Origin of the sequence: Burkholderia sp. MSMB1835 (assembly GCF_001526365.1) — a bacterium.
Lineage (GTDB): Bacteria > Pseudomonadota > Gammaproteobacteria > Burkholderiales > Burkholderiaceae > Burkholderia.
Map to the genome: position 1 here is coordinate 19,287 of NZ_LOYP01000047.1, position 23,556 is coordinate 42,842.

Genomic DNA, 23,556 nt, shown 5'->3' on the forward strand with positions numbered 1-23,556 from the left:
CGTCCCGCGCGTGCCCGCCTTACGATTCGCCTTTCCCTCCCTTGCCGGCCTTGTCGCCGTGTTCGCCGTTGCCGGGCAGCACGGCCGACAGCACCTGCCGCGCGGTCTCGACGATCACGTTGGCTTCGCGCGCGTCGCCCTTCACCAGCATTTCGGCGAAATGCTTCGCCTGCTGCAGCGTCACGTGCGGCGGCAGCGGCGGTACCTCGGGGTCGCTCTTCACTTCGAGCACGACCGGCCGGTCGGACGCGAGCGCCTCGTCCCACGCGGCGCCGAGCTGCTCGGGATCGTCGACGTAGATGCCCTTGAGGCCGAGCAGCGTCGCGAAGCGGTAGTACGGCACGTTCGGGATCTGCTGCGACGCGTCGAACTTCGGGTCGCCCTCCATCACGCGCTGTTCCCACGTGACCTGGTTCAGGTCCTCGTTGTTCAGCACCATGCAGATCCAGCGCGGGTCGGGCCACTGGCGCCAGTATTTGGCGACCGTGATCAGCTCGGCCATGTTGTTCATCTGCATCGCGCCGTCGCCGACCATCGCGATCACCGGGCGCACCGGATACGCGAATTTCGCGGCGATCGCATAGGGCACCGCGGCGCCCATCGACGCAAGCCCGCCGGACAGCGAGCCCATCATCCCGCGCCGCATCATCAGATCGCGTGCATACCAGTTTGCGCAGGAGCCCGAATCGCTCGTCAGGATCACGTCGTCGGGCAGGCGCGGCGACAGCTCGGTAAACGCGCGCTGCGGATTGACGCCGCGCCCCGCGCTGGCTTTCGCGGCCGCGCGGGCCGCGAGCGTGTCGTGCCAGTCGCGGTTCCATTTCGCGATCCGGTCGCGCCACGCGGTATCGCGCCGCTCGTTCAACAGCGGCAGCAGCGCGCGCAGCGTCTCGGCGCTGTCGCCGACCAGATTGACTTCCATCGGGTAGCGCAGGCTCAGCATGTCGGCCTTCAGGTCGATCTGCACGCCGCGCGCCTGGCCCTCCTTCGGGAGGAATTCCGAATACGGAAAACCGGAGCCGACGACCAGCAGCGTGTCGCATTCGGTCATCAGCTCGTAGCTCGGCTTGGTGCCGAGCAGCCCGATCGAGCCGGTGACCCACGGCAGGTCGTCCGGCAGCGCGGCCTTGCCGAGCAGCGCTTTCGCGGCGCCCGCGCCGAGCCGGTCGGCCACCGCGATGACCTCGTCGGTCGCGTGCAGCGCGCCGGCGCCGACCAGCAGCGCGACTTTCGACCCCGCGTTGAGCACGTCGGCCGCGCGCCGCAGGTCGTCCGCATACGGCACGACTTTCGGCGCCGTATAGCCGACCCCCGAATGCACGGTGCCGTGCGCGCGTTTCGGCGGCGCGTAGTCGAGCTCCTGCAGGTCGTTCGGCAGCACGAGCGCGGTGACCGTGCGCGCGCCGAGCGCGGTGCGCACCGCGCGATCGACCAGATGGCGCACCTGGCCCGGCACCGTCGCAAGCTGAACGAATGCGCCCGCAACGTCCTTGTAAAGCGCCGGCAGATCCACTTCCTGCTGATAGTGGCCGCCGAGCGACGCGCGCGCCTGCTGGCCGACGATCGCGAGCACCGGCATGTGGTCGAGCCGCGCATCGTACAGGCCGGTCACGAGGTGGGCGGCGCCAGGCCCCGACGTCGCGACGCATACGCCGAGCTCGCCTGTAAATTTTGCATGCGCGGACGCCATGAAGGCCGCCATCTCCTCGTGGCGCGCCTGGATGAATTCGATCTTGCCGTCGGCGCGATTCAGCGCGCCGAAAAAGCCGTTGATGCCGTCGCCCGGGTAGCCGTAGATGCGGCGCACGCCCCACTCGTAGAGCCGCTCGACGATGAAATCCGCCACTGTCGCCATGCCGTTTCTCCTTGGTTCGGGATGAGTCGATGCGAGGCAGCCGCGCAAGGCACGTGCCGCGCCGCATGCGTCGGGCACAGCGGTTGCACGCGCTGTCCGCAAGCAAAAAGCAAGCAGACCGGAGCGCAAAGATGGCCCTTTCCGCCGCGCCGGCGATCGACGCCGTGCGCGCTCGCGCGTACCGCGTGCCGACCGACCGGCCCGAAGCCGACGGCACCTATGCATGGACCGCGACGACGGTCGTCGTCGTCGAGATCGACGCGGGGTCCGTGACGGGGCTCGGCTATACGTACACGGACGCGAGCGCCGTGCCGCTCGTGACGTCGCTGCTGGCTGGCGTGTTGCGCAACCGGCCGGCGGTGGACATCCCGGCCGCCGTCGACGCGCTGTGGCGCGCGGTGCGCAACCTCGGCCGCAGCGGGATCGCGGCAACCGCGATATCGGCGCTCGATGCCGCGCTGTGGGACGCGAAGGCGAAGCTCGCCGACGCGCCGCTCGCGCTGCTGCTGGGCCGCCTGCGCGAACGCGTGCCGGTGTACGGCAGCGGCGGGTTCACGACTTACGATGCGCCGACGCTCGCCGCGCAGCTCGACGGATGGCGCGCCGAGCGCGTGCGCGCATGCAAGATCAAGATCGGCGTGCAGGACGCGCGCGATCCGGCGCGCGTGCATGCGGCGCGCGATGCGCTCGGGCCTGACGTCGACCTGTTCGTCGATGCGAACGGCGCGTACGCGCCGCGCACGGCGCTCGCATTCGCGCAGGCGGCCGCCGATTGCGACGTTCGCTGGTTCGAGGAGCCCGTCAGCAGCGACGACGTCGCCGGGCTGCGATTCGTGCGCGAGCACGTCGGCGCACGCATCGACGTCGCGGCCGGCGAGTACGCGTATACGCCCGACGATTTCCGGCGCTTGCTGGAAGGGCGGGCGGTCGACGTGCTGCAGGCCGACGCGACGCGTTGCGGCGGCGTCAGCGGTTTTCTCGCGGCCGCCGCGCTCGCCGATGCGCACCACGTCGACCTGTCCGCGCATTGCGCGCCCGCGCTGCATCGGCACATCGGTTGCGCGGCGCCGCGCCTGCGCCACGTCGAATGGTTTCACGATCATGTCCGCCTCGAGCGGATGCTGTTCGACGGCGCGCCGACGCTCGTCGACGGCGCACTGGAAATCGACGCGACGCGCGCCGGGCTCGGCCTCGAATTGCGCACCGCCGATCTGCTGGATTTCGCGCTTTAACCCCGACGAGGAGGAACGATGCGACACCGCCGACATCGCGCCGCCGAGCGCGACAGGCTGCTGGCCGACGCCGCGCGGCTGCTGAACCGCAGCGCGTTGCTGCTGGCCGGCTCGGTGCTCGCCGACAGCGGCGTCGAACACTATCGCGGCACCTTTCACAATCGCGCGATGCTCGCGCCGCTCGCGATGTCGACGCTCTCGGTGATCGCGAGCGTGCACGGCCACGCGGACGATACGCCCGTGCGTCACCGGCTGCGCGACGCGGTGCACGTCGCATCGGCCGCGGTCGGCGTCGCCGGTTCCGCGTTCCACCTGTACAACGTGACGAAGCGGCCGGGCGGTTTCAGTTGGCACAACCTGTTCTATGGCGCACCGCTCGGCGCGCCGTTCGCGCTGCTGCTGTCGGGCGCGCTGGGCGCGGCGGGCGAGCGGTTGCGCGAGAGCCCTGCCGATGCGCCGCGGCTCGCCGGGCTGCCGGCCGGGCGCGCGCTTGCCGGGCTGGTCGCGGCGGGGCTCGTCGGCACGCTCGGCGAAGTCGGGTTGCTGCATTTTCGCGGCGCGTTCCAGCATCGCGCGATGTTAGCGCCGCTCGTCGTGCCGCCGCTCGCCGCGCTGGCGACTGCCCGGCTCGCGCTGTCGCGCCCGCGCGCCGACCGGTGGCTCTGCCGCGGATGGCTGCGCGCGACGGCCGTGCTCGGGTTCGTCGGCGTCGCGTTTCATGCGCGCGGCGTCGCGCGGCAGATGGGCGGCTGGCGCAACTGGTCGCAGAACCTGCTGTCGGGGCCGCCGCTGCCGGCGCCGCCGAGCTTCACCGCGCTCGCGATCGCGGGGCTGGCCGCGACCGCGCTCGCCGAACAGGAGGCGCCATGAACGATGCGAACCGCAAGCCGGTCGCGCTGCCGCGCTATCCGGGCTACGACGTGCTCGCCAAGCGCGACACGCCGTCGTGGAACGATGCGACGCGACGCGCGATCGATGCGCGCCTGCGCGTGGCGGCGAATGCGCCGCGTCATCTGGATGCCGAACGATTCGCGACGCTCGGTGCGTTGTGCGCGCGCATCGTGCCGCAGCAACCGGGCGGCGCCGGCGCGATCCCGACCGCCGCGTTGGTCGATGCGCGGCTCGCGGCCGACGACGGCGACGGCTATCGCGATGCGCGCCTTCCGCCGCTGCGCGCCGCGTGGCAGACCGGCCTCGCCGCGCTCGACGCGATGGCGCGGCACGCGCACGGCTGCCCGTTCGCGGCGCTCGGCGCGCGCGACGCCGACGCGTTGCTGCACGCGGTGCAGAAAGGCGACGTCGATCGACAGGTGGAACCCGCCTGGGCCGGCATGGACCCGCGTACGTTCTTCGCGAAGCGCGTGCTGATGGATATCTGCGGCGCGTATTACGGCCATCCGTTCGCGTGGAACGAGATCGGCTTCGGCGGCCCCGCGAGCCCGCGCGGCTACGTGCGGATGGACTTCAACCGGCGCGACCCGTGGGAAGCGGAAATGCGCGTGGAGGAGGGCGATCGCGATGGCCGCCGATGAACCGCTGTCCGCCCCGTCGCCGCGCGGCCGCGACGGCCGTGCGCCCGATCCGTTGCGGGTCGGCGGCTGGTCGCCGATGCGGATGTTCCGCGACGACGACGCGGTCGATTTCGTGATCGTCGGCACCGGCGCCGGCGGCGGCACGCTCGCGTGCAAGCTCGCCGAATACGGCTTCTCGGTCGTCGCGCTCGACGCGGGCGCATGGTGGCGGCCGCTCGAGGAATTCGCGTCCGACGAGACGCATCAGCACAAGCTGTTCTGGACCGACGAGCGGATCTGCGACGGTGCCGATCCGCTCACGCTCGGCACCAACAACAGCGGTCGCGCGATCGGCGGCAGCACCGTGCATTTCGCGATGGTGTCGCTGCGGTTCCGGCCCGAGTGGTTTCGCTCGCGCACCGCGCTCGGCTACGGCGTCGACTGGCCGCTCGACTGGCGCGAGATGTGGCGCTACTACCGCGAGGTCGAACAGGCGTTGAAGATCAGCGGGCCGGTGAACTACCCGTGGGGGCCGCCGCGCCCGCGCTATCCGTATCGTCCGCACGAACTGAACGCGGCCGCGCTCGTGCTGGCGCGCGGCGCCGAGGCACTGGGCATCGACTGGACGCCGACGCCGCTCGCGACGCTGTCCGCGCCGCGCGGCCGCGCGCATCCGTGCGTGTATCGCGGCTTCTGCATCGCCGGCTGCGCGACCAACGCGAAACAGAGTGCGCTCGTCACGTGGATTCCGCGGGCGGTCGCGGCCGGCGCCGAAGTGCGCGATCTCGCGATGGCGCTGCGGATCGAGGCCGACGGCGATCGTGTGACCGGCGTGCACTACGCGCGCGACGGCCGCACCCGGTTCCAGCGCGCGCGCAACGTCGTCGTCGCCGGTTATGCGATCGAGACGCCGCGCCTGCTGCTGCTGTCCGCGAACGGGCGGCATCCGCAGGGGCTCGCCAACCGCTCGGGCCTCGTCGGCCGCTACCTGATGGCACAGCTCAACCAGGCGTCGTGGGGGACGATGGACGACGAAGTGCGCTGGTACAAGGGGCCGCCGTCGCTGTCGATCACCGAGCACTGGAACTACGCGGACGAAGGCAAGGATTTCTTCGGCGGCTATTGCTGGATGAGCCAGGGGCCGCTGCCGATCGAATGGGCGCGCAAGGTCGCCGCGCGCGGGCTGTGGGGCGACGCGCTGAAGCGCGAGATGGCGCGCTACAACTTCCAGGCCGGCTTGAAGATCGTCGGCGAGACGCTGCCGCGCGCGGACAACCGCGTGACGCTCGCCGACGAACGCGACGCGTTCGGGCTGCCGGTCGCGCGCGTCACCTATTCGTACGACGACAACGATCGCCGGATGATCCGCCATGCGCTCGCGCAGATGGGGCGTTCGCTGGAAGCGGCCGGCGCGCGCGACATCTGGCACGAGGAGGACGACACGTGCCATCTCGCCGGCACCGTGCGGATGGGCGACGACCCGGCGACGAGCGTCGTCGATGCCGATTGCCGCAGTTGGGACATCCCGAACCTGTGGGTGTGCGACGGCTCGGTGTTTCCGACGGTGGGCGGCGTGAATCCGTCGCTGACGATCCAGGCGATCGCGTGCCGCACCGCCGACCGCATCCGCGCGCTGGTTGCACGCGGCGATGCGCATGCGCGCGGGCGATGGCGGTGAATCGCGCGGCGCGGCTCCGGCGGCGACCGATACGGCGTGTGCTTGCGCGCGAGGATGCCGCAAGCGAACCATTCACTTTCTTGTCGAGGAATCGTCTCATGCCAGCATTCAACCGTTCGTTCCCGCGCCGTTGCGCCGCCTGCGCACTGCTGGCGGCGTGTGCGTCGGCGCTGCCGGCGGCCGGGCAGTTGCGCCCCGCCAATCCCGTCAGCGTGCCCGACACGTCGACGCAGGCGTTCAAGCGCGCCGACCGAAAAATGATGGAAGCGATGGAGAGCGCACCGTACACGGGCGACGCCGACCGCGATTTCGTCGCGCACATGGCGCCGCATCACCAGGGGGCGATCGACATGGCGCAGGTCGAGCTCAAATACGGCAAGGACCCGACGCTGCGGCAGCTCGCGAGCCGGATCGTCGCCGCGCAGCGCGACGAGATCGCATTGATGGAGCGCTGGCAGAAGGAGCACGGCAAGACGCCGTGAGCCGAGATGCGATACGGCGATACGCAGCCGGCCGTACCGGTCGCGCCGCATCCGGCAAGCGACGCTGTCGGACACGAGCCGCCGCGACGGCCACGAATACGGGCAAAAGCGACAGGAGGCGCGACGCATGGACGGTGAGCACGAGGCGGCAGGCCGCTCGATCGACAGCGTGGCCGACTACATGGCCGTGATCGGCGCACAGCGTCGCACGATGGCGCTGCGACTCTTTCGCGGCCAGTGCAACGCCGACTGGCCGCTCGTGCCGGGCATCGCGCGGCAGCGCGCGTCGCCCGACGTCGAAGCGCGGATGCTCGATGAATTCACGCGGCGCGCGCTGCCGCATCTCGAACCCGGGCAGAACCTCGATGCGTGCGACTGGCTCGCGCTCGCGCAGCAGCACGGGATGCGCACGCGCCTGCTCGACTGGTCCGGCAACGCACTGGCCGCGCTGTGGTTCGCGGTCCGGCGCGCGGGCGAATCGGGCGGAGACGGCGTGGTGTGGTGCCTGTCGCACGACGCCGACGACATCGCGACCGCCGCCGAACGGCGCGCGCCGCTGCAGGTCACGCGCACCAAGGTGTTCCGGCCGCGCCACGTGATGCCGAGGATCACCGCGCAGGACGGCTGGTTCACGATTCATAGTTACGACGCCGGCGCCGAGCGTTTCGTGCCGCTCGACGCGCACGCGGACCTCGCCGGCCGTCTCGTGCGCATCGTCGTGCCGGGCGCCCGGTTCGCGACGATCCGGCAGGAGCTTGCGGGCGTCGGCGTGAGCGTCGCGACGATCTTTCCGGATCTCGACGGCATCGCCCAACTGACCGACTCGCGCTATTTCCCGGACGACGAGGACACGCACGCGCCGCGGTGAAGCCGCGGCCGCATGGGCGTGCGGGCCGGGCACGCGCGATGCTCGTCTCGACGGCGCGCAGCCGGGGCCGACCCGGCGGCCCACGCTTGCGTCCGCTTCGCGGCGGGCGCGACGCGCTTCATGCCCATTCAAACAAACCATCGAATCGGAGGAGGCTTTTATGCGCGAACCCAACGAACCACCGCGCGACCGTCGCGATACGGCGTGCGAGCCCGACGCCGGTACTCGACCGGCCGGGCACGCCGTCACCCGCGCGTTCGAACGTTTTGCGTCGAGCGTGACCACGTGGGCCGGCTCGCCGGTGGCGTTCGGCAGCGCGGTCGCCATCACCGTGCTGTGGCTCGTGAGCGGGCCGGTGTTTCACTACTCCGACGCGTGGCAGCTCGTCATCAATACCGGCACGACGATCATCACGTTCCTGATGGTGTTCCTGCTGCAGCGCAACCAGAACCGCGACAGCGTGGCGTTGCACCTCAAGCTCGACGAGTTGCTCGCGGTCACGCGCGCGGCGAGCGACCGGCTGATCGGGATCGAGGATGCGTCGGAGGAGGAGTTGCGCGCGCTCGCGCAGACCTACGTCGACATGGCGCAGCGCGCGGCCGAGCGCTGCGAGGACGAGCCGGGCGGCAAGCGCGCGGAAACGGCCGGCACGCCCGAGCCGTGAGCTTCCGATTCTCCGATCCTCAGGTCGAGCGATGCGCGTCCCGATGATTTTTCAAATGCTTGTCGTTTCCGGCGCCGCATCGCGACGCGACGGCTTGCACGCGACGCTCGCACCGGGGAACGGCACGTGCTGCATGCCGAAACGAAGCCCGGCTGTCCCGGGTATTGCCTACGGTGCCTCCATGAACTCCAGAACCCCTTCGAATCCGTTGTTGAATCTTGCGGTGGCCGTTGCGTGCGGGGCGGCCGCGATGTACTTCCTCGATCCTTCGTCCGGCCGGCGGCGACGCGCTTATCTGCGCGACAAGGCGGTTGCGGGCCGGCATGGCGTGGCCGATTATGCGAATACGCAGGCGAAGCGGGCGGCCGACCACGCACGCGGCGCGATCGCCGGCCTGCGGGCGGACTGGCTCGCGGGCGATGCGAGCGACGTGCAGGTCGCCGAACGCGTGCGTGCCGCGCTCGGCCGGCTCGTCGGTCGCCCGCGCGACATCGACGTGAGCGTCGAGCGCGGCAACGTGTGCCTGACCGGGCAGGTCGAGGAGTCCGAACGGCAGGCATTGATCGACGGCGTCGCCGCACTGCATGGCGTGCATCACGTCGAGGACGCGATGGGCGCGCGCAGCGAATACAAGGCGCCGCCCGGCGGTCATGCGCACTGACGCGGCCGCGGCTGCCCGCACCGGCGGGCCGGCGAACGAATACGACAAGCATTCGGCGCACGCACGGCTGCCGGCACGACGGCGGCCTGGCGCCCCAACCGGAGCAAGCCCATGACCGAACGCCAGCCCCCCGACACGACGCCTCCGCATCCGGAGCCCGGCGCGCACGACGCGCTCGAACACCTGCTCGGCAGCCTGCATCGACACGGCTTCCTGCGCTTCGCGAACGAAGTGGTCACTGCGAACGCGCGGCTGGCCGACACGTTCGTCGACGTGCTCGACAAGCCCGGCATGCAGAGCGGCATGCAGAATCTCGCGATGCTCGTGACGGCGCTGTCGCGCATTCCGCCGGAACAGTTCGGCCGCGCGGCGTTCGCGGCGGCCGACGCGCTGCATCACGTCGGCGCGTGGCAGCCGGCGCAGCACGAGCATGTCGCGCCCGGCGTGCGCGGCATCTACCGGCTGCTGCACGACGAGGCGCTGTGGGATGCGTTGACGCCGCTGCTGGAAGGGTTGAAGGTCTTCGCGCAGGGGCTCGCGCGCGATCCGCAGCCGCCGGTCGCCGGGCTCGGCGAGACGACGAAAGACGCGTGACCGGGGCTGGTTACCGACCGCACGCGGCGCCCAGGTCCGCGAACTGGCGAATGATGCGCTGCGTCGGCGCGCTCGCCGGCCAGTGCGGTACCGCGTCGATTCGGACCCAGCGGCACAGCGCGATTTCCCGGCCCGGGCACGCGTACGCGCCGCGCGGCAGGTTCGCGACGAATACGTGATGGCGTTTCACGCTCCCGTCCACATAGAAGAAATACGCGAGTTCGAGATCGGCGAGCCCCGTTTCCTCCCGAAGTTCGCGATGCGCGGCGTCGAGCGCCGATTCGCCCCGGCGAATCACGCCGCCCGGCAGCGTCCAGCGCGACGACGGTCCGCGCGCGACCAGCAGCACGCGCTGGTTGCGATGGCAGACGATCGTTGCGCGTTCCTTCGCCAGCGGCGCGAGCGGCACCGCGCGCAGAGGGAAATCGGACGGGTCGGGTAGCGTCATGAAGGGCAGGCGACGGGCGAATGAAAGATCCATGGGCCGGTGCCGCAACGTGCGTTCCTGCGTCGCCGCCGCGCCGGCCGTCGCATGAGCGTTGCGGGGAAACCTGCCGGACCGCCCGTCCGCGATTTTTCAACGGCTTGTCATTTCTGCCGCTGCCTGTCGCGGCCGCTCCGGCGGCGCTTCGATGCGACGCGCAGCGCTCACGAATCGCCGTGTTCGCCCGCTGGCGTGCGAGGCGGCGTTCCGCCTTCCGGTTCGGCCGGCTTGCCTTCGGCCGGGTCGCGTGCGCTGCGCGGCGGCGGCGTGGCCGTGCCGTGGCGCTTGCCTTCGGGGCCAGGCGTGCTGTCGCCGCGATCTTCGTCGCGCGTGTCGGTATCGAGCGAGGTCGAGCGTGTCATGGTTCGCGAATCCTGTCGGGGCCGTCGAAGCGTACCCGTCGCGCATCGGGCGTGCCGGGTTCGGGCGAAGCACGTCGCCGGGTCCGCTGTTTGCTTGACCGCGCGCTTGAGGTCGGCGCGGGCAATGACGCTCGCGGCCGCCGCCTGGAGCCCCGTTTCATGCCCGATGCGATCCTGTGCCCGTTATCCGTTCGCGAGCGATTCGGCGTCGCGCTCCGGCGCGCGTCGACGCCCGGACGGCGCGGCGCCGGTGCGCCGGACGCGTTCGCGCCGGCGTTGCCCGATGCCGTGCCGTCGACGTCGCTGCCCGCCCGCTGGCCCACCGCCGTCATGCGTGCGGGCGACAGCCAGCCCGGCGGCGGCGGTTCGGGCGCCGCGCCGGACGGCAGCAGCGAGCGCCCGACCGACGCACCGGGCGGCGGTGGCGGCGACCACCGTCCGCACGACGATCGCGGCGGCCGCACCGGCGGCGACGGAGAAGGCGGCAACGGCGACGGCGAACGCAAGCGCCCCGGCAAAAAGCCGCTGATCATCCTCGGCGCGGTGGTGTTCGTGCTGCTCGTCGCCGGGTTCGTCTGGTGGTTCGCGACGCGCAACCAGGTCAGCACCGACGATGCGTACACCGACGGCAACGCGATCGCGGTCGCGCCGCACGTGTCCGGCTACGTGACGCGGCTGGCGGTCGACGACAACACGTTCGTGCGGCGCGGCGACGTGCTCGTCGAGATCGATCCGCGCGACTACCGTGCGCAGGTCGACGCAGCGCAGGCGCAGCTCGGTCTCGCGCAGGCGCAGCTCGACGCGGCGGGCGTGCAGCTCGATATCGCGCGCGTGCAGTATCCGGCCCAGTACCGGCAGGCGCGCGCACAGATCGAATCCGCGGAAGCCGCGTACCGGCAGGCGCTCGCTGCGCAGACGCGGCAGCGCGCGGTCGATGCGCGCGCGACGTCGCAGCAGGCGATCGACGCCGCCGACGCGCAGCGCGCGACCGCCGACGCGAACGTCGCGATGGCCCAGGCGCAGGCGCGTACCGCGAGCCTCGTGCCGCAGCAGATCCGGCAGGCCGAGACGGCCGTCGAGGAACGCCGCCAGCAGGTGCTGCAGGCGCGCGCGCAGCTCGAGACGGCCAACCTGAACCTGTCGTACTGCGAAATGCGCGCGCCGTCCGACGGCTGGGTCACGCGACGCAACGTGCAACTGGGCTCGTTCCTGCAACCGGGCACGTCGATCTTCTCGATCGTCACGCCGCGCGTGTGGATCACCGCGAATTTCAAGGAGTCGCAGCTCGAGCGGATGCGCATCGGCGACCGCGTCGACGTGTCGGTCGACGCGTACCCCGATCTCGACCTGCGTGGCCACGTCGACAGCATCCAGCTCGGCAGCGGGTCGCGCTTCTCCGCGTTTCCGACCGAGAACGCGACCGGCAACTTCGTGAAGATCGTGCAGCGCGTGCCGGTGAAGATCGTGCTCGACGGTCCGCTGCCGACCCGGCCGCCGCTCGGTCTCGGCCTGTCGGTCGTGCCGACCGTCCATCTGAAATGACCGGCCGCCGTACCGCGGCCGGTTCCGACCGGAGCGATCCGATGCCCGATACCCGCATGCCGTTCCCGCCTGACGAGGCCCGCCGATGAACCGGCCGCCCGATCGCAGCGGTGCATCCGACGGCACGTGGCGTCCCGCCGCGAACCCGTGGCTCATCGCGATCGTCGTCACGCTCGCCGCGTTCATGGAAATCCTCGACACGACGATCGTCAACGTCGCGCTGCCGCACATCGCCGGCACGATGTCGGCGAGCTACGACGAGGCGACCTGGACGCTCACGTCGTATCTCGTCGCGAACGGCATCGTGCTGCCGATCTCGGGCTTCCTCGGGCGCATGCTCGGCCGCAAGCGCTACTTCCTGCTGTGCATCGCCGCGTTTACCGTGTGCTCGTTCCTGTGCGGCGTCGCGACCAACCTCGGCGAACTGATCGTGTTCCGCGTGCTGCAGGGGTTGTTCGGCGGCGGCCTGCAGCCGAACCAGCAGTCGATCATCCTCGATACGTTTCCGCCCGAGCAGCGCAACCGCGCGTTCTCGATCTCGGCGATCGCGATCGTCGTCGCGCCGGTGCTCGGGCCGACGCTCGGCGGCTGGATCACCGACCATTTCTCGTGGCGCTGGGTGTTCCTGCTCAACGTGCCGATCGGCGCGCTGACCGTGCTCGCGGTGATGCAGCTCGTCGAGGATCCGCCGTGGCGGCGCGGCGCCGACCGCGGGATCTCCATCGACTACATCGGCATCGGGCTGATCGCGATCGGGCTCGGTTGCCTGCAGGTGATGCTCGATCGCGGCGAGGACGAGGACTGGTTCGGCTCGAACTTCATCCGCGTGTTTGCGGTGCTGTCCGCACTCGGGTTGATCGGCGCGACGCTGTGGCTGCTGCGCACGAAGAAACCGGTGGTCGACCTGTCGTGCCTGCGCGACCGCAATTTCGCGCTCGGCTGCGTGACGATCGCGACGTTCGCGGCCGTCCTGTACGGCAGCGCGGTGATCGTGCCGCAGCTCGCGCAGCAGCGTCTCGGCTACACGGCGACGCTCGCGGGGCTCGTGCTGTCGCCCGGCGCGCTGCTGATCACGCTCGAGATTCCGCTCGTGAGCCGGCTGATGCCGCACGTGCAGACGCGCTATCTCGTCGGGTTCGGTTTCGTGCTGCTGTGCGCGTCGCTGATCTATTCGCGCACGCTGGTGCCCGACATCGACTACACGCACCTCATGATGATCCGGTGTGCGCAGTCGCTCGCGATCGGCTTCATGTTCGTGCCGATCACGACGCTCGCGTACCTGACCGTGCCGCAGCGGCTCAACGACGACGCGTCCGCGCTGTTCACGATGTTCCGCAACGTCGCGGGCTCGATCGGCATCTCGGTGTCGACCGCGTTGATCCGCGAACGCACGCAGGCGCGCATGGCCCATCTGTCCACGCACATGTCGACGCTGTCGCAGAACTTCCAGGACGCGCTGCAGGAGAACGCGCGCGCGATCGCCGCGCTGACGGGCGCGCCGCCGTCGGCCGCGCTGCAGACGGCGAACGGGCGGCTGTACGAGACGTTCATCGCGCAGGCGACGATCCTCGCGTATATCGACGTGTTCGCGATCCTCGCGGTGTTCTGCGCGTTCAGCATTCCGCTGACGTTCCTGTTCACGCCGGCGAAGGCCGCGGGCGGCGCGGGAGGGCATTGACATGCACATGCATCGGGATCACCGCAACCGCCGCCTGATTCGCGCTATCGCGTGTCGCGCGGCGGCGATATTCATCGGATGCGCCGGTGTCGCCAGCTGCACCGTCGGGCCCGACTACCAGCCGCCGCACGCGGACGTCCCGGACACCTGGCATGCGATGCAGGCGGACGGCCGGGTGGCGGCCCCCGCATCCGGCGCGGCCGCACGGTCTTCGCCGACGATCGACGCCGACCCCGATCCGCGCTGGTGGCGCGCGTTCGGCGATCCGCTGCTCGACCGGCTCGTCGAGCGCGCCGCGCACGACAACCTCGACGTGCAGGCCGCCGTGCTGCGCATCGCACAGGCGCGCGCGCAGGTGCGCGCCGCCGCCGCGCAGGGTTTGCCGGACGTGCGTGCGACCGCGAGCTACCAGCGCGAACAGCTCGGCCTGAAAGGCATCGTCGAGGAACAGGGCATCGACCAGCGCGTCGATCGCCTCGGTGCGCCGGGCTCGCCGCTCGACCGGTTCGGGCCGGGAACCGGCGCGAGCGTGCAGCAAGGCGCGCGCGGCGCGCTCGATGCCCTCGAAGCGCCGGTCAACCTGTGGCAGGCCGGGTTCGACGCATCGTGGGAGCTGGACCTGTTCGGGCGCGTGCGCCGCTCGGTCGAAGCGGCCGGCGCGCAGACGAGCGCGGCGGTCGCGAGCCGCGACGACGCGCTGCTGTCGCTCGAGGCCGAGGTCGCGCAGACCTATCTGCAACTGCGCGGCGCGCAAGCGCAGCGCGCGCTGGCCGACGACCTGCAACGCGCGCAGCGCGAATTGCTCGACCTGACGCGCGAGCAGGCCGCGCATGGTCTCGCGAGCGATCTCGACGTGCGCAGCGCCGACGCGCGGCTCGCGCAGATCCGCGCGCAACTGCCGCAGTTCGACCAGCAGATCGTGCTGCTGCGCAACGGCCTCGCGTATCTGGTCGGCGGCGCGCCGGGCGCGCTCGACGACTGGCTTGCCGCGCCGCACGCGTTGCCGGACGTGCCGCCGACCGTACCCGTCGGCCTGCCGTCGACGCTCGCGCGCCGGCGCCCCGACATCCGCCGCGCGGAGGCCGAGCTGCATGCGGCCACCGCCGACGTCGGCGTCGCGGTCGCGCAGTTCTATCCGGACATTTCGCTGACGGGGCAGGTCGGCCTGCGCGCGTCGCACGTGCGCGAGCTCGCGCACTGGTCGCATCTGTTCTATGCGTTCGGGCCGGCCGTGTCGTTGCCGATCTTTTCCGGCGGCGCGCTCGTGTCGAACCTGCGGCTGTCGCAGGCGCGCCAGGCCGAGGCGGCGCTGACCTACCGGCAGGCGGTGCTCGTCGCGCTGCGCGACGTCGACAATGCGCTGGCCGTGTACCGCACCGACCAGGCGCGCGCGGCCGCGCTCGACGATGCGGTGAAGGCCGAACAGGGCGCGCTGGACCTCGCGCGCGATCGCTACCGGAAGGGGTTGTCGCCGTTTCTCGACGTGCTGGACGCCGAGCGGCAATGGTCGGAGGGCCGACAGCAGGCCGAGCAGGGTGCGCTGCAGACGACGACCGATCTCGTCGCGCTGTACAAGGCGCTCGGCGGCGGATGGCAGGCCGGCCCGGGCACGAATGCGGATGCCGGCGCGGCTCGCCCGCAATAGCCGCGAGCGCGCGCCGGACATCGCGGGCCGCGTTTGCACGATGCCGTCCGTCGGTCCACGCACGGCCTCAATCCCACGCGTGCTTGCTGAACTGATAGCCCTTGGAGCGGATGGTCTTGATCCGTTTCGGTTCGTTCGCATCGTCGCGCAGCTTGCGGCGCAGCTTCGAGATGCGGCCGTCGATCGAACGATCGAGGCCGTCGAACGCGATGCCGCGCAGCAGCAGCGTCAGGTCTTCCCGGCTGACCACCTCGCCCGCGCGGCACACGAGGGCCCACAGCAGGTCGAATTCGGTCGACGTCAAACGCGGCATGCTGCCGTCGGGAAGATGGACTCGGCGATCGGCCCGGTCGATCGAGAACTTGCCGAACACGTATCGCTGCGGCGAATCCGGCACGGGGTCGCCCGCCGGCACGCGCGTGCGCCGCAACTGCGCCTTGATCCGCGCGAGCAGCAGGCGCGGCTCGACCGGCTTGCGGAGAAAATCGTCCGCACCGAGCTCCAGGCCGAGCAATTCGTCGAACGGTTCGTCGCGGCCCGTCACCATGATCACGATGCCGTCGTAATGCACGCGTGCCTCGCGGCAGATCTCGAAGCCGTCCTTGCCCGGCAGGTTGACGTCGAGCAGCACCAGGTCGGGGCGGCTCGCGACGATCGCCGGCACCGCGCCGGCGCCGTCGTACAGCGTGTCCACCTGGTAATGATGCTGGCGCAGATAGTCGGCGATCAGCGCGGACAGCGGGACGTCGTCTTCGACGAGCAGGATTCGGATCGGCATCGGTAAACGAAGGGGCAAAACGGGAAGGTGGCGAGCGGTCAGGCCCAGTCCGAGCGCGTCGTAGCCGAAGCGACGTGGATGATACTGCGCAACATTCCGGCGGTATGTGACGAAATCTGAATCGTTCGGTGAACTGAGCTATGGGCCAATCGCTGCCGGAAGGGGGGAACGCGCGGGGCGGCCGGCGCCGGGCCGCGTGCGAGATTGAAATGGGCGGATGCGAGATCCGGCGCGGCGCGCGCGGCGATGCGCGAGCGGGCATCCTTCAGACGAAAACGTTTGCGCCAATCCGGCGTCGCGAATCGCGTCCGCACCGGCGGAACCCAAGCCAGGCAAGGTTAGTCGACATATCATTACAAAATATTACCGACGTGGGCGCGTCCCGTTCCTACAATTCCCGAACCTGACTCACTCGCCTCGCATACTGCGGTGGCGTCCGTTTCCCGGCCGCATCGACTGCCTGCTTCGACGACACGTCGAGTCATGCTGCGCGCGTGCGGGACCGGAGGCACACGGGTGGGATCGACGCCGCGCCGGCTTCCGGCGAGCGGGCAAGCGGGCAGTGCGAATTATTCACGGGGAGGCGAAATGACGCCGTTGCAAGTCGTCCTGAGTCTCGAGTCGCTCACGCATGCAATCGAAGCAGCGGTGGCGCGTGCCGACTGGAGCGAGGCCGTCCGGGCTGCCGAGAGGCGTTCGGCGTTCATCGTTGCGCTCGCACCCGATCAACCGGACGAGGTCGTGTCGGCGCTGCTGAAACTGCAGGAGATCGACGTCCGGATCTCCACCGTCGCGCGCGACACGCTGGAGGCGCTCATCGCGGAAGGCTGGACGGCGTTGCACGCGGCCCGCGCGGCAACGAGCGCGCTGAGGGTGCGGCCGCGGTCGCTCGACACCGGTGCCGCGGCAACGCGACACTGAGATTCGTTTCTTTCGGTAGTGGCATGAAATTCAGAAAACGCGCCGGGCAGGTCGAGGCAACGCGCTGGTTCGCCGACGGCGACCATGAACGGGTAGAGCGCCGTCACGGCAGGTGGGCGGTCGCGACGCCGGAAGGCTGGCGCTCGGTGAAGCCGGGCGACTGGATCCTGCGCGACGAATGCGGCAACTGCTGGCCGATGGACGACGGCCTGTTCATGCATTGCTACGAACCGGTCGCCGATTGACCCGGCCGCCGGCTCGCCGCGCTTAGCGACGCCTGCGCGAAAACATCAACGAATCGGCGTCGTTGAAGCGGATGCGCTGCGGCTCGCCGTAACCGGCTTTCTCCGCGACCCGAATCGATGCGACGTTGGTCGGCGCGATCAGGCACACGCTGCGCTCGAACCGCTGCTGCGCGTCGAGCCATTCGAGCGCGGCAGCGAGCGCCTCGGTCGCGTAGCCGTTGCCTTGCGCCCACGTCGCCAGCGCCCAGCCGGCTTCCGGCACGCCGCGAATCGGCGGCTCGATGTTCCGGTGGAAATCCGCGAAGCCGAGATCGCCGACATAGCGGCCCGACGCCTTTTCGCGGATCGCCCAGTAGCCATAGCCGAGCAGCGGCCACAGCCCGCGATACGCGAGCATGCGCATCCACGAGTCGCGCGGCTTGGAAGGCTCGCCGTTGAAGATGTGTGCGACGACGCCGGGTTCCGCCCACATCGCGGCGAGCGCGTCGAAGTCGCCGAGCGGATGGCCTTCGAGAATCAGGCGCGGCGTATCGAGAACGGGCGGGGACGAGACGGGGGGTACGGCGCTGAATGTCATCGGGCGTTCCATGAGGAAGGTGCGGCGACGCAGCGCGCCGCGCTTGGGCCTCGTACGATACCGCGTAAACGGCGATGTGGACGCAATTCCCCACCTGCATCGGTGCATGCGAGCGCATCGCGCGGATGGCCGGGTCCGGCGGTGCCCGCACGGACCGGCCCGCGTGGTGACGTCGCGAGCCGGCGCATCCGCGGGGCGCTCGACGAATGCGGGCCGTTCGCCGCCCGATGGCGAATCCCCCGTCGCGAATACCGGCTGCGGCGAGCGGTCGGCCCGCTTCCCGACGGCGGCGCATCGATGCGCGCGCGTTGCGTACAACGCGGCATCGCGCCCGTGCCGAACGGCAGGTTACTTGCGGCTCTTCAGGAAATTGCGACCCTGCGCGGTGATCGACGCGCCTGAGCGTCCGTTCGCCGCATGGCTGACGAAGCCCGCGCCGACGAGTTCCTGTTCGATCGACCAGCCGAGCGCCGGCGCGTCGCGGCCGTAGCGAACATCCGCGAGGCGTTCGAGCGCCCAGATCGCGGAGGCCGACAGGTTGGGGGTGTTGGACGTCAGGTTGTCGTTCATCGCTTCCTCTGGAAATGGCCTTTCGGTGGACGGCGCGCGGCCGCGGGATCGGCGGCGCCGGGCGTCAGCTTGCCTGGAGCAACGGCAGCAGCGCGTGCAGCGCCGCTTCCTCGTCGGGGCCGGTGGCGAGCACCTGGGCCGACGTGCCGCCGTGAACCTGGAGCGCCGCAATCGCGCCGCTGTCTTTTGCGTTGCTGCCGTGCCCGTTCGCGATCAACTGGATGTCGCTCTCGAAGCGGCGTGCCGCGGCGACGGCCGCGTCGCGCGCGGCGCGCCCCCGATTGCGGTTCCAGGCGGGGCCGATTTCAACGTACACGACGGTTGGCACGATGCTGGAAGCCTCCGGGCGGGTGGGCGCGGCAGCGCGCGACATGCACGGTTGCGCACGTGCTGCAGGACCTCGGGCGGCCGGCATCGACGATTTCCGGCAGGGTCGCGGGGCGCCGGCCGGGCGGATTGCATGCGCCATTCGGCGCGAACTTGCCGACATCCGCTGCAAAGGTGCATTCAAATTCGCGGATTGTCGAAAGTGGACGATTATAATGCATCGGCCTGATCATGTGAATTGCATTATAATGCCGTGTGCGCCGATGCCGGCTCGCGGTCCTGCCGCGGGCGCGCCGCCGCACCTCCGGGCGCGCAACCTGCTCGCCCGGCATCGTCGCTCGACCCGAACGCCTCCCCGAATGGAAACCGCAATGAACGTCCCCGCCTGCCCGCAATGCGCGATGGAAAACACCTACCCCGACGGCGCGCTGACCGTGTGCGCGGACTGCGGCCATGAATGGTCGGCCGACGCCGGCGCCGAGGCCGGCGACGAACCGGCAGGCGACGTTGTCAAGGACGCGAACGGCAACGTGCTGTCGGACGGCGATTCGGTCGTGCTGATCAAGGATCTGCGCGTGAAGGGTTCGTCGATCACGCTGAAAATGGGCACCAAGGTCAAGAGCATCCGGCTCGTCGGCGGCGATCACGAAGTCGACTGCAAGACCGACATGGGCGGCTTCATGCTGAAGGCGTGCTACCTGAAGAAGGTCTGAGCGCGCGGTTCAGGCGACCGTCGCATCCGCGTTTTCATCCGCCGAGTTTTCACCCGAGTACCCGCGCATGGCCGAGGATCGAACTTCCTACGACGCGTTCGTCAGGTTCCTGGCGACACCGCTGAACGACGGCCGGCCCTTCGTGCTGGAGACGCAGCACGCGCTCTCGCTGCACTTCGATCATTTCGGCACCCAAAGCTTCATGTCGCTGCGCGATCCGGTGCAGCTGACGCTCGGTTATACGCGCGTGATGATGGGTTTCCTGCTGCTGCAGGCCGAGCCCGCACACATCTGCATGCTCGGGCTCGGCGGCGGTTCGCTCGCGAAGTACTGCTATCGCCACCTGCCCGGCACCGCGATCGACGCGGTCGAGATCAATCCGGACGTGATCGCACTGCGCAACGTGTTCAGGATTCCTGCCGACGACGCGCGCTTGCGCGTGATATGCGCGGATGGCGCGGATCATCTGGAACGGGCGGACGTCCGCACGGACGTGATCCTGCACGATGCGTTTGTCGCCGACGGTATGCGCGGCCGCTGTGCGGGCCGCACCTTCCTCGAGGCGTGCCGCGCGCGCCTGAGCGAATCCGGGGTGCTCGCGATCAATTTCATGGACGACGATCCGGCATTGCCGCAGCACCTCGAGCAACTGCGATTGGTATTCGGTTCGTCGTATGCGCTGGCGCCGTGCGGCGACGACAACAACTTCGTTGCATTCGCATGGAAGGACGGCAGCCGGCTGCCGTCGTTGCGTCTCCTGCTGGAGCGGGCGCTTGCCTGCCCGCAGGCCGGCGAACTGAAGCTGGCGGCCACCGCGAGGCGCATGAAGCACGGCGAGGGCATCGATCCGCGCCGGCTGGTCTGGCGCGCGCAGTCGCACGAACGCTGGGAGATCGGCGCGTAACGGTCGTTGCGGATACCTGCGGGCACTGAGCGGCGGCGCGCGCCTTTGCGGTCGCGCTTACTTCACGCGCTTGCCGATCGCGCTCCGGGTCTTGTATGTGACGCCGTGCCGGTCGAGATATTCGCGGATCAACTGCCGCACGACTTGCGACGGCGTAAGATCCTGCTCCGCGCAGAGCATCTCGAAGGCTTCCTTCTTCGCGGGATCGATCAGGACGGTCAGGCGGGCGGTTTTCGTTTCCATGACGGGGCGAGGGTGGTCGGTATGTTAATCAAATTATAATCGATCCGCTTTCGGCGTTACCGTGCGCAAGCGCCGCCCGTGGCGCACGGTCAGCGTCTGCTGCGCAGCAGCGCGAGCAGGTCGTCGATCAGCGGCACGATCGCGAGCGTGACGAGCATCGCCGCGAGCGGCACGGTCGATACGTAGCCCACGTGCTTGAAACCGATGGCGCCGGCAAGGCCGCCGACGAAGAACGACGCGAGCATCGTCGCGTGAATCCTCAGTTTCGAACGGTTGGCAATTACCGCGTGCGCGTCGACGTCGATGGCCGAGCGGTTCCAGTAGAACAGCTTCCCGAGCTCGATGCCGAGATCGGTCACGATGCCCGTCACGTGCGTCGTGCGGATTTCCGCGCCCGACAGCTTCGTGATCGTCGCGTTCTGCAGCCCCATGATGAAGCACAGCAGCGTCACGGTCACCGGCACGAAGAAGGTTTCCCACAGCGCGAGATGGCTGCCGAGCAGCCCGAACAGCAACAGCAGCGCGGCTTCGACCAGCAGCGGCAGCATGAACTGGCTGTGCAGCCCGCGGCGGCGGCCCCAGTTGACGAGGATCGCCGAGCAACTGGCGCCGATCAGGAACGACCCGAGCGAACTGATGCCGGCGAGCGCGAACCGCACGTCGCCGAGCGCCGTCTGGTCGGCGATTGCCGACACGATGCCGCTCATGTGCGACGTGTATTGCTTGACCGCGAGAAAGCCGCCGGCATTGGCCGCGCCAGCGACGAACGCGAGCGAAAACCCGAGCTGGCGGTTCGCGGTCGCGCTGCGGTGTTTTCCCGTCAGGTTTCGGAAGTACTGCGCTGGCATAAGGGCTTCGCTCGATCGTCGCGGATTCGCGGGTACAGGCGGAAAACCGGCGGGGGCAGCGTGGCGCGCACGCCGCCCCCGCCGGATGCCGGGCCGTCTATTCCTATTCATGTGATGAACATGATAATTCCATTATCATACTCTGTTGACTGGATGGTGCTTTCAGTACAATGATGCGAGGCGCCGCCGGCTGGCCGTTTCGCCGCAGCGCTGCGCGGCGCGCGTTTGCGATCACTTCTGCTTACCGCTTCATGACCCCGATCAAGTTCATCCTTCGCTACACGGCGATTCCGTTCACGGCCATCGTCGCCGTGGTGATCTGGACTGTCATACCATCGTCGAAAGAGATCGATGCGAGACAATACGCGGCGCTGTCGCGCGCGTACGCGAGTTTCCCGCTGCCGTTCCGGCGCGAGATCTCCGACACGATGGCGCACGGCACGATCAACGACCGGCGCTACCAGGCACTCGTGCGCGATTCGCTCGGCAACGGCGTCGCGCTGGACTGGCCGGCGTCGGGCGTCGGCGGCATCGCCGACGAGCGGCACAAACTGGCCGAACTGATTCGAGCCGATTCGGAACTTCAAAGGCAACGGCAATGAAAACCCTGCTGGTCTCTGTGGCATTCGCGATGATCATCGCGAGCCTGATCTTCGCGCTGTACTTCATGAATCACGATCGTGGCAAGTCCAAGCGGATGGCGTGGTCGCTCGCCGCGCGCGTCGGGTTGTCGGTCACGCTGTTTCTGTCGCTGCTGATCGCGTACAAGCTCGGCTGGATCGAACCGACCGGCTTGCCGATCGGGCGGTGAACCGGTGGACGCCTCGTCGCAAGCGGGGCGTTTTCGCAAACGCAGGTTTGATGGGTTAATGAAGCTATTGTGATAAGAATACTTATCCTGATGGGTGCGGCGCAAATGCCTACGTGACATGGGAGCTTGGCGACCCAAGGACCATCTGCGACAGATCGGCCGCGGCGATGATCAAAGTCGACCGGAGCCTGATCGAAGGCGAGGGAAGCGCTCGCGGACGATCACCACGCCAGAACCCGGCACCACCACGACCGTGATCGCCGAACCGGGATAAATGGTCGATCCGCCACATCAGCCTGCAAGCATCGTGTCGTCGGATGCGCATCGGCAGGCGTATCGAGGGTCTGCCGGGATGCGCAAGCAATCCGCAGGCATCTAACTGCGACATGATGCCCCTCTATAAATGCAAATAAGAATCATTTGCATTTATAGAGGGGCATGGATAGAATCGCCGGGCTGATCCTCATCGCAGGATCAGCACCGCCAATTTTCAGTTCAATCAAGCGAGGTGACATGTAATGTTCGCAGAGCTTACCAAAGAAGAAATCGCGGCTGTTTCGGGGGCGGCAGGAGAGGGGGCGCTGGTCGGTTCCGCTGTCGGATGGCTCGCTGGCCGAGTCGGTGGTGCAGAAGCAGGCGGCGCACTAGGGGCATGTATAGGCTCCGTTGTTCCCGGTGTGGGTACTGTTGGAGGTGCAATTATCGGAGCCGGTTTGGGTGCGATATATGGCCCGGGAGCAGGGGCGGCATGGGGCGGCTATATTGGCGGAAATATCCCGGATGGCATGTGGAAAGCCATCACGGGTAAAAACGGCCCCTAATATGACTTGAGGAAAGCGAAGCGGATATATGGATATATCCGCTTCCGTCTCTTTCATTGTCAAATTGTTGAGGCTGCGTTGATCATGATGAATAGTCCTGAGAAGGGAATTGTCAATATAATAAAAATCAATGCTGTTGCGTGTGTATTTGGCATAATTTTGGTTGCCGCATCAAGGCCGAATCTGGTTGAGAATTACATTGCATATGGACTATCTGGAGCGGTTTGCGTTTACCTCGTCAGCAGATATGTCATAGAGTCGATTAACTTACTGTCTGAGAAGAAAATCTTCGCCTCCTCTTCGTTTTATACCGGGGCTGGACTATTGACCGCGACAATGTCGACATTTGGGGTGGTCGGAACAGTCTTGTTCGGGGAAATTTCAGGGTTGTCGTATATTTCGTTTGTTGTTATTGGCGGGGAGCTTGGCGAATATAGGAAAATAATCCTCAGGGAAAGGCGCGGTAAATTGTGAATTAAAATTTCGTGCCGTCGCTGATGTTTCTATACAAGCTGATGTGTCGAAAGATTCGTTCAGCGAGG

General features: G+C 68.6%; 28 protein-coding genes. 19 read left to right on the top strand and 9 right to left on the bottom strand.

What is annotated here, in order from left to right:
• Nucleotides 1-19 precede the first annotated feature (19 nt).
• Entirely contained in the window at nucleotides 20-1,855 is a 1,836-nt protein-coding gene (locus WS96_RS20885) for a thiamine pyrophosphate-requiring protein (RefSeq protein ID WP_059835039.1), read from the bottom strand.
• Nucleotides 1,856-1,986: 131 nt separating this feature from the next.
• Here WS96_RS20885 and WS96_RS20890 point away from each other — a divergent pair, with 131 nt between their 5' ends.
• The 9 genes from WS96_RS20890 (at nucleotide 1,987) to WS96_RS20930 (ending at nucleotide 9,545) form a co-directional block, all read left to right on the top strand.
• Nucleotides 1,987-3,087, top strand: a complete 1,101-nt coding sequence (locus WS96_RS20890; RefSeq protein WP_059835041.1) for an enolase C-terminal domain-like protein — start codon at nucleotides 1,987-1,989, stop codon at nucleotides 3,085-3,087.
• 18 nt (nucleotides 3,088-3,105) lie between these two features.
• Complete coding sequence (locus tag WS96_RS20895; protein ID WP_059835043.1) at nucleotides 3,106-3,957, top strand: hypothetical protein; 852 nt, start codon at nucleotides 3,106-3,108, stop codon at nucleotides 3,955-3,957.
• A complete protein-coding gene (locus WS96_RS20900) occupies nucleotides 3,954-4,619 on the top strand; it encodes a gluconate 2-dehydrogenase subunit 3 family protein (RefSeq protein WP_059835045.1) in 666 nt (221 codons plus the stop codon). The genes WS96_RS20895 and WS96_RS20900 overlap by 4 nt, the downstream gene beginning before the upstream one ends.
• Nucleotides 4,606-6,276: a GMC family oxidoreductase gene (locus WS96_RS20905; protein ID WP_059835047.1), complete on the top strand. Its 1,671-nt coding sequence runs from the start codon at nucleotides 4,606-4,608 to the stop codon at nucleotides 6,274-6,276. The genes WS96_RS20900 and WS96_RS20905 overlap by 14 nt, the downstream gene beginning before the upstream one ends.
• Before the next feature lie 98 nt (nucleotides 6,277-6,374).
• Nucleotides 6,375-6,758 carry a CopM family metallochaperone gene (gene copM / locus WS96_RS20910; protein ID WP_059835049.1) on the top strand — a complete coding sequence of 128 codons (384 nt, stop codon included), beginning with the start codon at nucleotides 6,375-6,377 and terminating at the stop codon, nucleotides 6,756-6,758.
• A gap of 127 nt (nucleotides 6,759-6,885) precedes the next feature.
• Nucleotides 6,886-7,626, top strand: coding sequence for an FRG domain-containing protein (locus WS96_RS20915; RefSeq protein WP_059835051.1), 741 nt, complete (start codon nucleotides 6,886-6,888; stop codon nucleotides 7,624-7,626).
• Between the two features lie 160 nt (nucleotides 7,627-7,786).
• Nucleotides 7,787-8,290, top strand: a complete 504-nt coding sequence (locus tag WS96_RS20920; RefSeq protein WP_059835053.1) for a low affinity iron permease family protein — start codon at nucleotides 7,787-7,789, stop codon at nucleotides 8,288-8,290.
• A gap of 181 nt (nucleotides 8,291-8,471) precedes the next feature.
• Nucleotides 8,472-8,951, top strand: coding sequence for a BON domain-containing protein (locus WS96_RS20925; protein ID WP_059835055.1), 480 nt, complete (start codon nucleotides 8,472-8,474; stop codon nucleotides 8,949-8,951).
• A gap of 111 nt (nucleotides 8,952-9,062) precedes the next feature.
• Nucleotides 9,063-9,545, top strand: a complete 483-nt coding sequence (locus WS96_RS20930; protein ID WP_059835057.1) for a hypothetical protein — start codon at nucleotides 9,063-9,065, stop codon at nucleotides 9,543-9,545.
• Between the two features lie 10 nt (nucleotides 9,546-9,555).
• Here the strand turns inward: WS96_RS20930 and WS96_RS20935 are convergent, their stop codons facing one another.
• Together WS96_RS20935 and WS96_RS20940 are read right to left on the bottom strand one after the other, a co-directional pair.
• Nucleotides 9,556-9,993 carry an NUDIX hydrolase gene (locus tag WS96_RS20935; RefSeq protein ID WP_059835059.1) on the bottom strand — a complete coding sequence of 146 codons (438 nt, stop codon included), beginning with the start codon at nucleotides 9,991-9,993 and terminating at the stop codon, nucleotides 9,556-9,558.
• A 200-nt stretch (nucleotides 9,994-10,193) separates the two neighbouring features.
• Complete coding sequence (locus tag WS96_RS20940; protein ID WP_059835061.1) at nucleotides 10,194-10,391, bottom strand: hypothetical protein; 198 nt, start codon at nucleotides 10,389-10,391, stop codon at nucleotides 10,194-10,196.
• Between the two features lie 159 nt (nucleotides 10,392-10,550).
• Here WS96_RS20940 and WS96_RS20945 point away from each other — a divergent pair, with 159 nt between their 5' ends.
• The 3 genes from WS96_RS20945 to WS96_RS20955 all read left to right on the top strand — a co-directional run bounded on the left by WS96_RS20945 (nucleotide 10,551) and on the right by WS96_RS20955 (nucleotide 15,256).
• A complete protein-coding gene (locus WS96_RS20945; protein WP_059835063.1) occupies nucleotides 10,551-11,933 on the top strand; it encodes an HlyD family secretion protein in 1,383 nt (460 codons plus the stop codon).
• Between the two features lie 85 nt (nucleotides 11,934-12,018).
• Nucleotides 12,019-13,611: a DHA2 family efflux MFS transporter permease subunit gene (locus WS96_RS20950; RefSeq protein WP_059835064.1), complete on the top strand. Its 1,593-nt coding sequence runs from the start codon at nucleotides 12,019-12,021 to the stop codon at nucleotides 13,609-13,611.
• Between the two features lies 1 nt (nucleotide 13,612).
• Nucleotides 13,613-15,256 (top strand): efflux transporter outer membrane subunit, encoded by a 1,644-nt coding sequence (locus WS96_RS20955; protein WP_059835067.1) that lies wholly within the window; start codon nucleotides 13,613-13,615, stop codon nucleotides 15,254-15,256.
• A 67-nt stretch (nucleotides 15,257-15,323) separates the two neighbouring features.
• On the opposite strand, the gene WS96_RS20960 is transcribed toward WS96_RS20955, so the two are convergent.
• Nucleotides 15,324-16,034 (bottom strand): response regulator, encoded by a 711-nt coding sequence (locus tag WS96_RS20960; RefSeq protein ID WP_034209187.1) that lies wholly within the window; start codon nucleotides 16,032-16,034, stop codon nucleotides 15,324-15,326.
• Between the two features lie 588 nt (nucleotides 16,035-16,622).
• On the opposite strand from WS96_RS20960, the gene WS96_RS20965 reads away from it, so the two are divergent.
• Together WS96_RS20965 and WS96_RS20970 are read left to right on the top strand one after the other, a co-directional pair.
• Nucleotides 16,623-16,955: a hypothetical protein gene (locus WS96_RS20965; protein WP_034209186.1), complete on the top strand. Its 333-nt coding sequence runs from the start codon at nucleotides 16,623-16,625 to the stop codon at nucleotides 16,953-16,955.
• A 23-nt stretch (nucleotides 16,956-16,978) separates the two neighbouring features.
• The gene (locus tag WS96_RS20970) at nucleotides 16,979-17,200 is read left to right on the top strand and encodes a hypothetical protein (protein WP_034209185.1); all 222 of its coding nucleotides are present in this window, start codon (nucleotides 16,979-16,981) and stop codon (nucleotides 17,198-17,200) included.
• A 22-nt stretch (nucleotides 17,201-17,222) separates the two neighbouring features.
• Here the strand turns inward: WS96_RS20970 and WS96_RS20975 are convergent, their stop codons facing one another.
• The 3 genes from WS96_RS20975 to WS96_RS20985 form a co-directional block, all read right to left on the bottom strand.
• A complete protein-coding gene (locus tag WS96_RS20975; RefSeq protein ID WP_059779923.1) occupies nucleotides 17,223-17,789 on the bottom strand; it encodes a GNAT family N-acetyltransferase in 567 nt (188 codons plus the stop codon).
• Between the two features lie 336 nt (nucleotides 17,790-18,125).
• Nucleotides 18,126-18,347 carry a hypothetical protein gene (locus WS96_RS20980; RefSeq protein WP_034209183.1) on the bottom strand — a complete coding sequence of 74 codons (222 nt, stop codon included), beginning with the start codon at nucleotides 18,345-18,347 and terminating at the stop codon, nucleotides 18,126-18,128.
• 64 nt (nucleotides 18,348-18,411) lie between these two features.
• Nucleotides 18,412-18,720 carry an HPr family phosphocarrier protein gene (locus WS96_RS20985; protein WP_236872844.1) on the bottom strand — a complete coding sequence of 103 codons (309 nt, stop codon included), beginning with the start codon at nucleotides 18,718-18,720 and terminating at the stop codon, nucleotides 18,412-18,414.
• Between the two features lie 313 nt (nucleotides 18,721-19,033).
• Between WS96_RS20985 and WS96_RS20990 the strand changes: the two genes are divergently transcribed.
• The gene (locus WS96_RS20990; RefSeq protein ID WP_373557906.1) at nucleotides 19,034-19,387 is read left to right on the top strand and encodes a zinc ribbon domain-containing protein YjdM; all 354 of its coding nucleotides are present in this window, start codon (nucleotides 19,034-19,036) and stop codon (nucleotides 19,385-19,387) included.
• A gap of 67 nt (nucleotides 19,388-19,454) precedes the next feature.
• Nucleotides 19,455-20,291 (top strand): hypothetical protein, encoded by an 837-nt coding sequence (locus tag WS96_RS20995; RefSeq protein WP_059835069.1) that lies wholly within the window; start codon nucleotides 19,455-19,457, stop codon nucleotides 20,289-20,291.
• 57 nt (nucleotides 20,292-20,348) lie between these two features.
• On the opposite strand, the gene WS96_RS21000 is transcribed toward WS96_RS20995, so the two are convergent.
• Both WS96_RS21000 and WS96_RS21005 read right to left on the bottom strand, forming a co-directional pair.
• On the bottom strand, nucleotides 20,349-20,534 hold the full coding sequence (locus WS96_RS21000) for a ribbon-helix-helix protein, CopG family (RefSeq protein WP_006489181.1): 186 nt from the start codon (nucleotides 20,532-20,534) through the stop codon (nucleotides 20,349-20,351).
• An 89-nt stretch (nucleotides 20,535-20,623) separates the two neighbouring features.
• Nucleotides 20,624-21,382, bottom strand: a complete 759-nt coding sequence (locus WS96_RS21005; RefSeq protein ID WP_059835071.1) for a YoaK family protein — start codon at nucleotides 21,380-21,382, stop codon at nucleotides 20,624-20,626.
• A 251-nt stretch (nucleotides 21,383-21,633) separates the two neighbouring features.
• Here WS96_RS21005 and WS96_RS21010 point away from each other — a divergent pair, with 251 nt between their 5' ends.
• From WS96_RS21010 to WS96_RS33775, 3 genes are all read left to right on the top strand, one after another.
• Nucleotides 21,634-21,984, top strand: coding sequence for a hypothetical protein (locus tag WS96_RS21010; protein WP_059835108.1), 351 nt, complete (start codon nucleotides 21,634-21,636; stop codon nucleotides 21,982-21,984).
• On the top strand, nucleotides 21,981-22,193 hold the full coding sequence (locus WS96_RS21015; RefSeq protein ID WP_006489184.1) for a twin transmembrane helix small protein: 213 nt from the start codon (nucleotides 21,981-21,983) through the stop codon (nucleotides 22,191-22,193). The genes WS96_RS21010 and WS96_RS21015 overlap by 4 nt, the downstream gene beginning before the upstream one ends.
• Before the next feature lie 905 nt (nucleotides 22,194-23,098).
• Nucleotides 23,099-23,488 (top strand): hypothetical protein, encoded by a 390-nt coding sequence (locus WS96_RS33775; RefSeq protein ID WP_156443671.1) that lies wholly within the window; start codon nucleotides 23,099-23,101, stop codon nucleotides 23,486-23,488.
• Nucleotides 23,489-23,556: the final 68 nt, after the last annotated feature.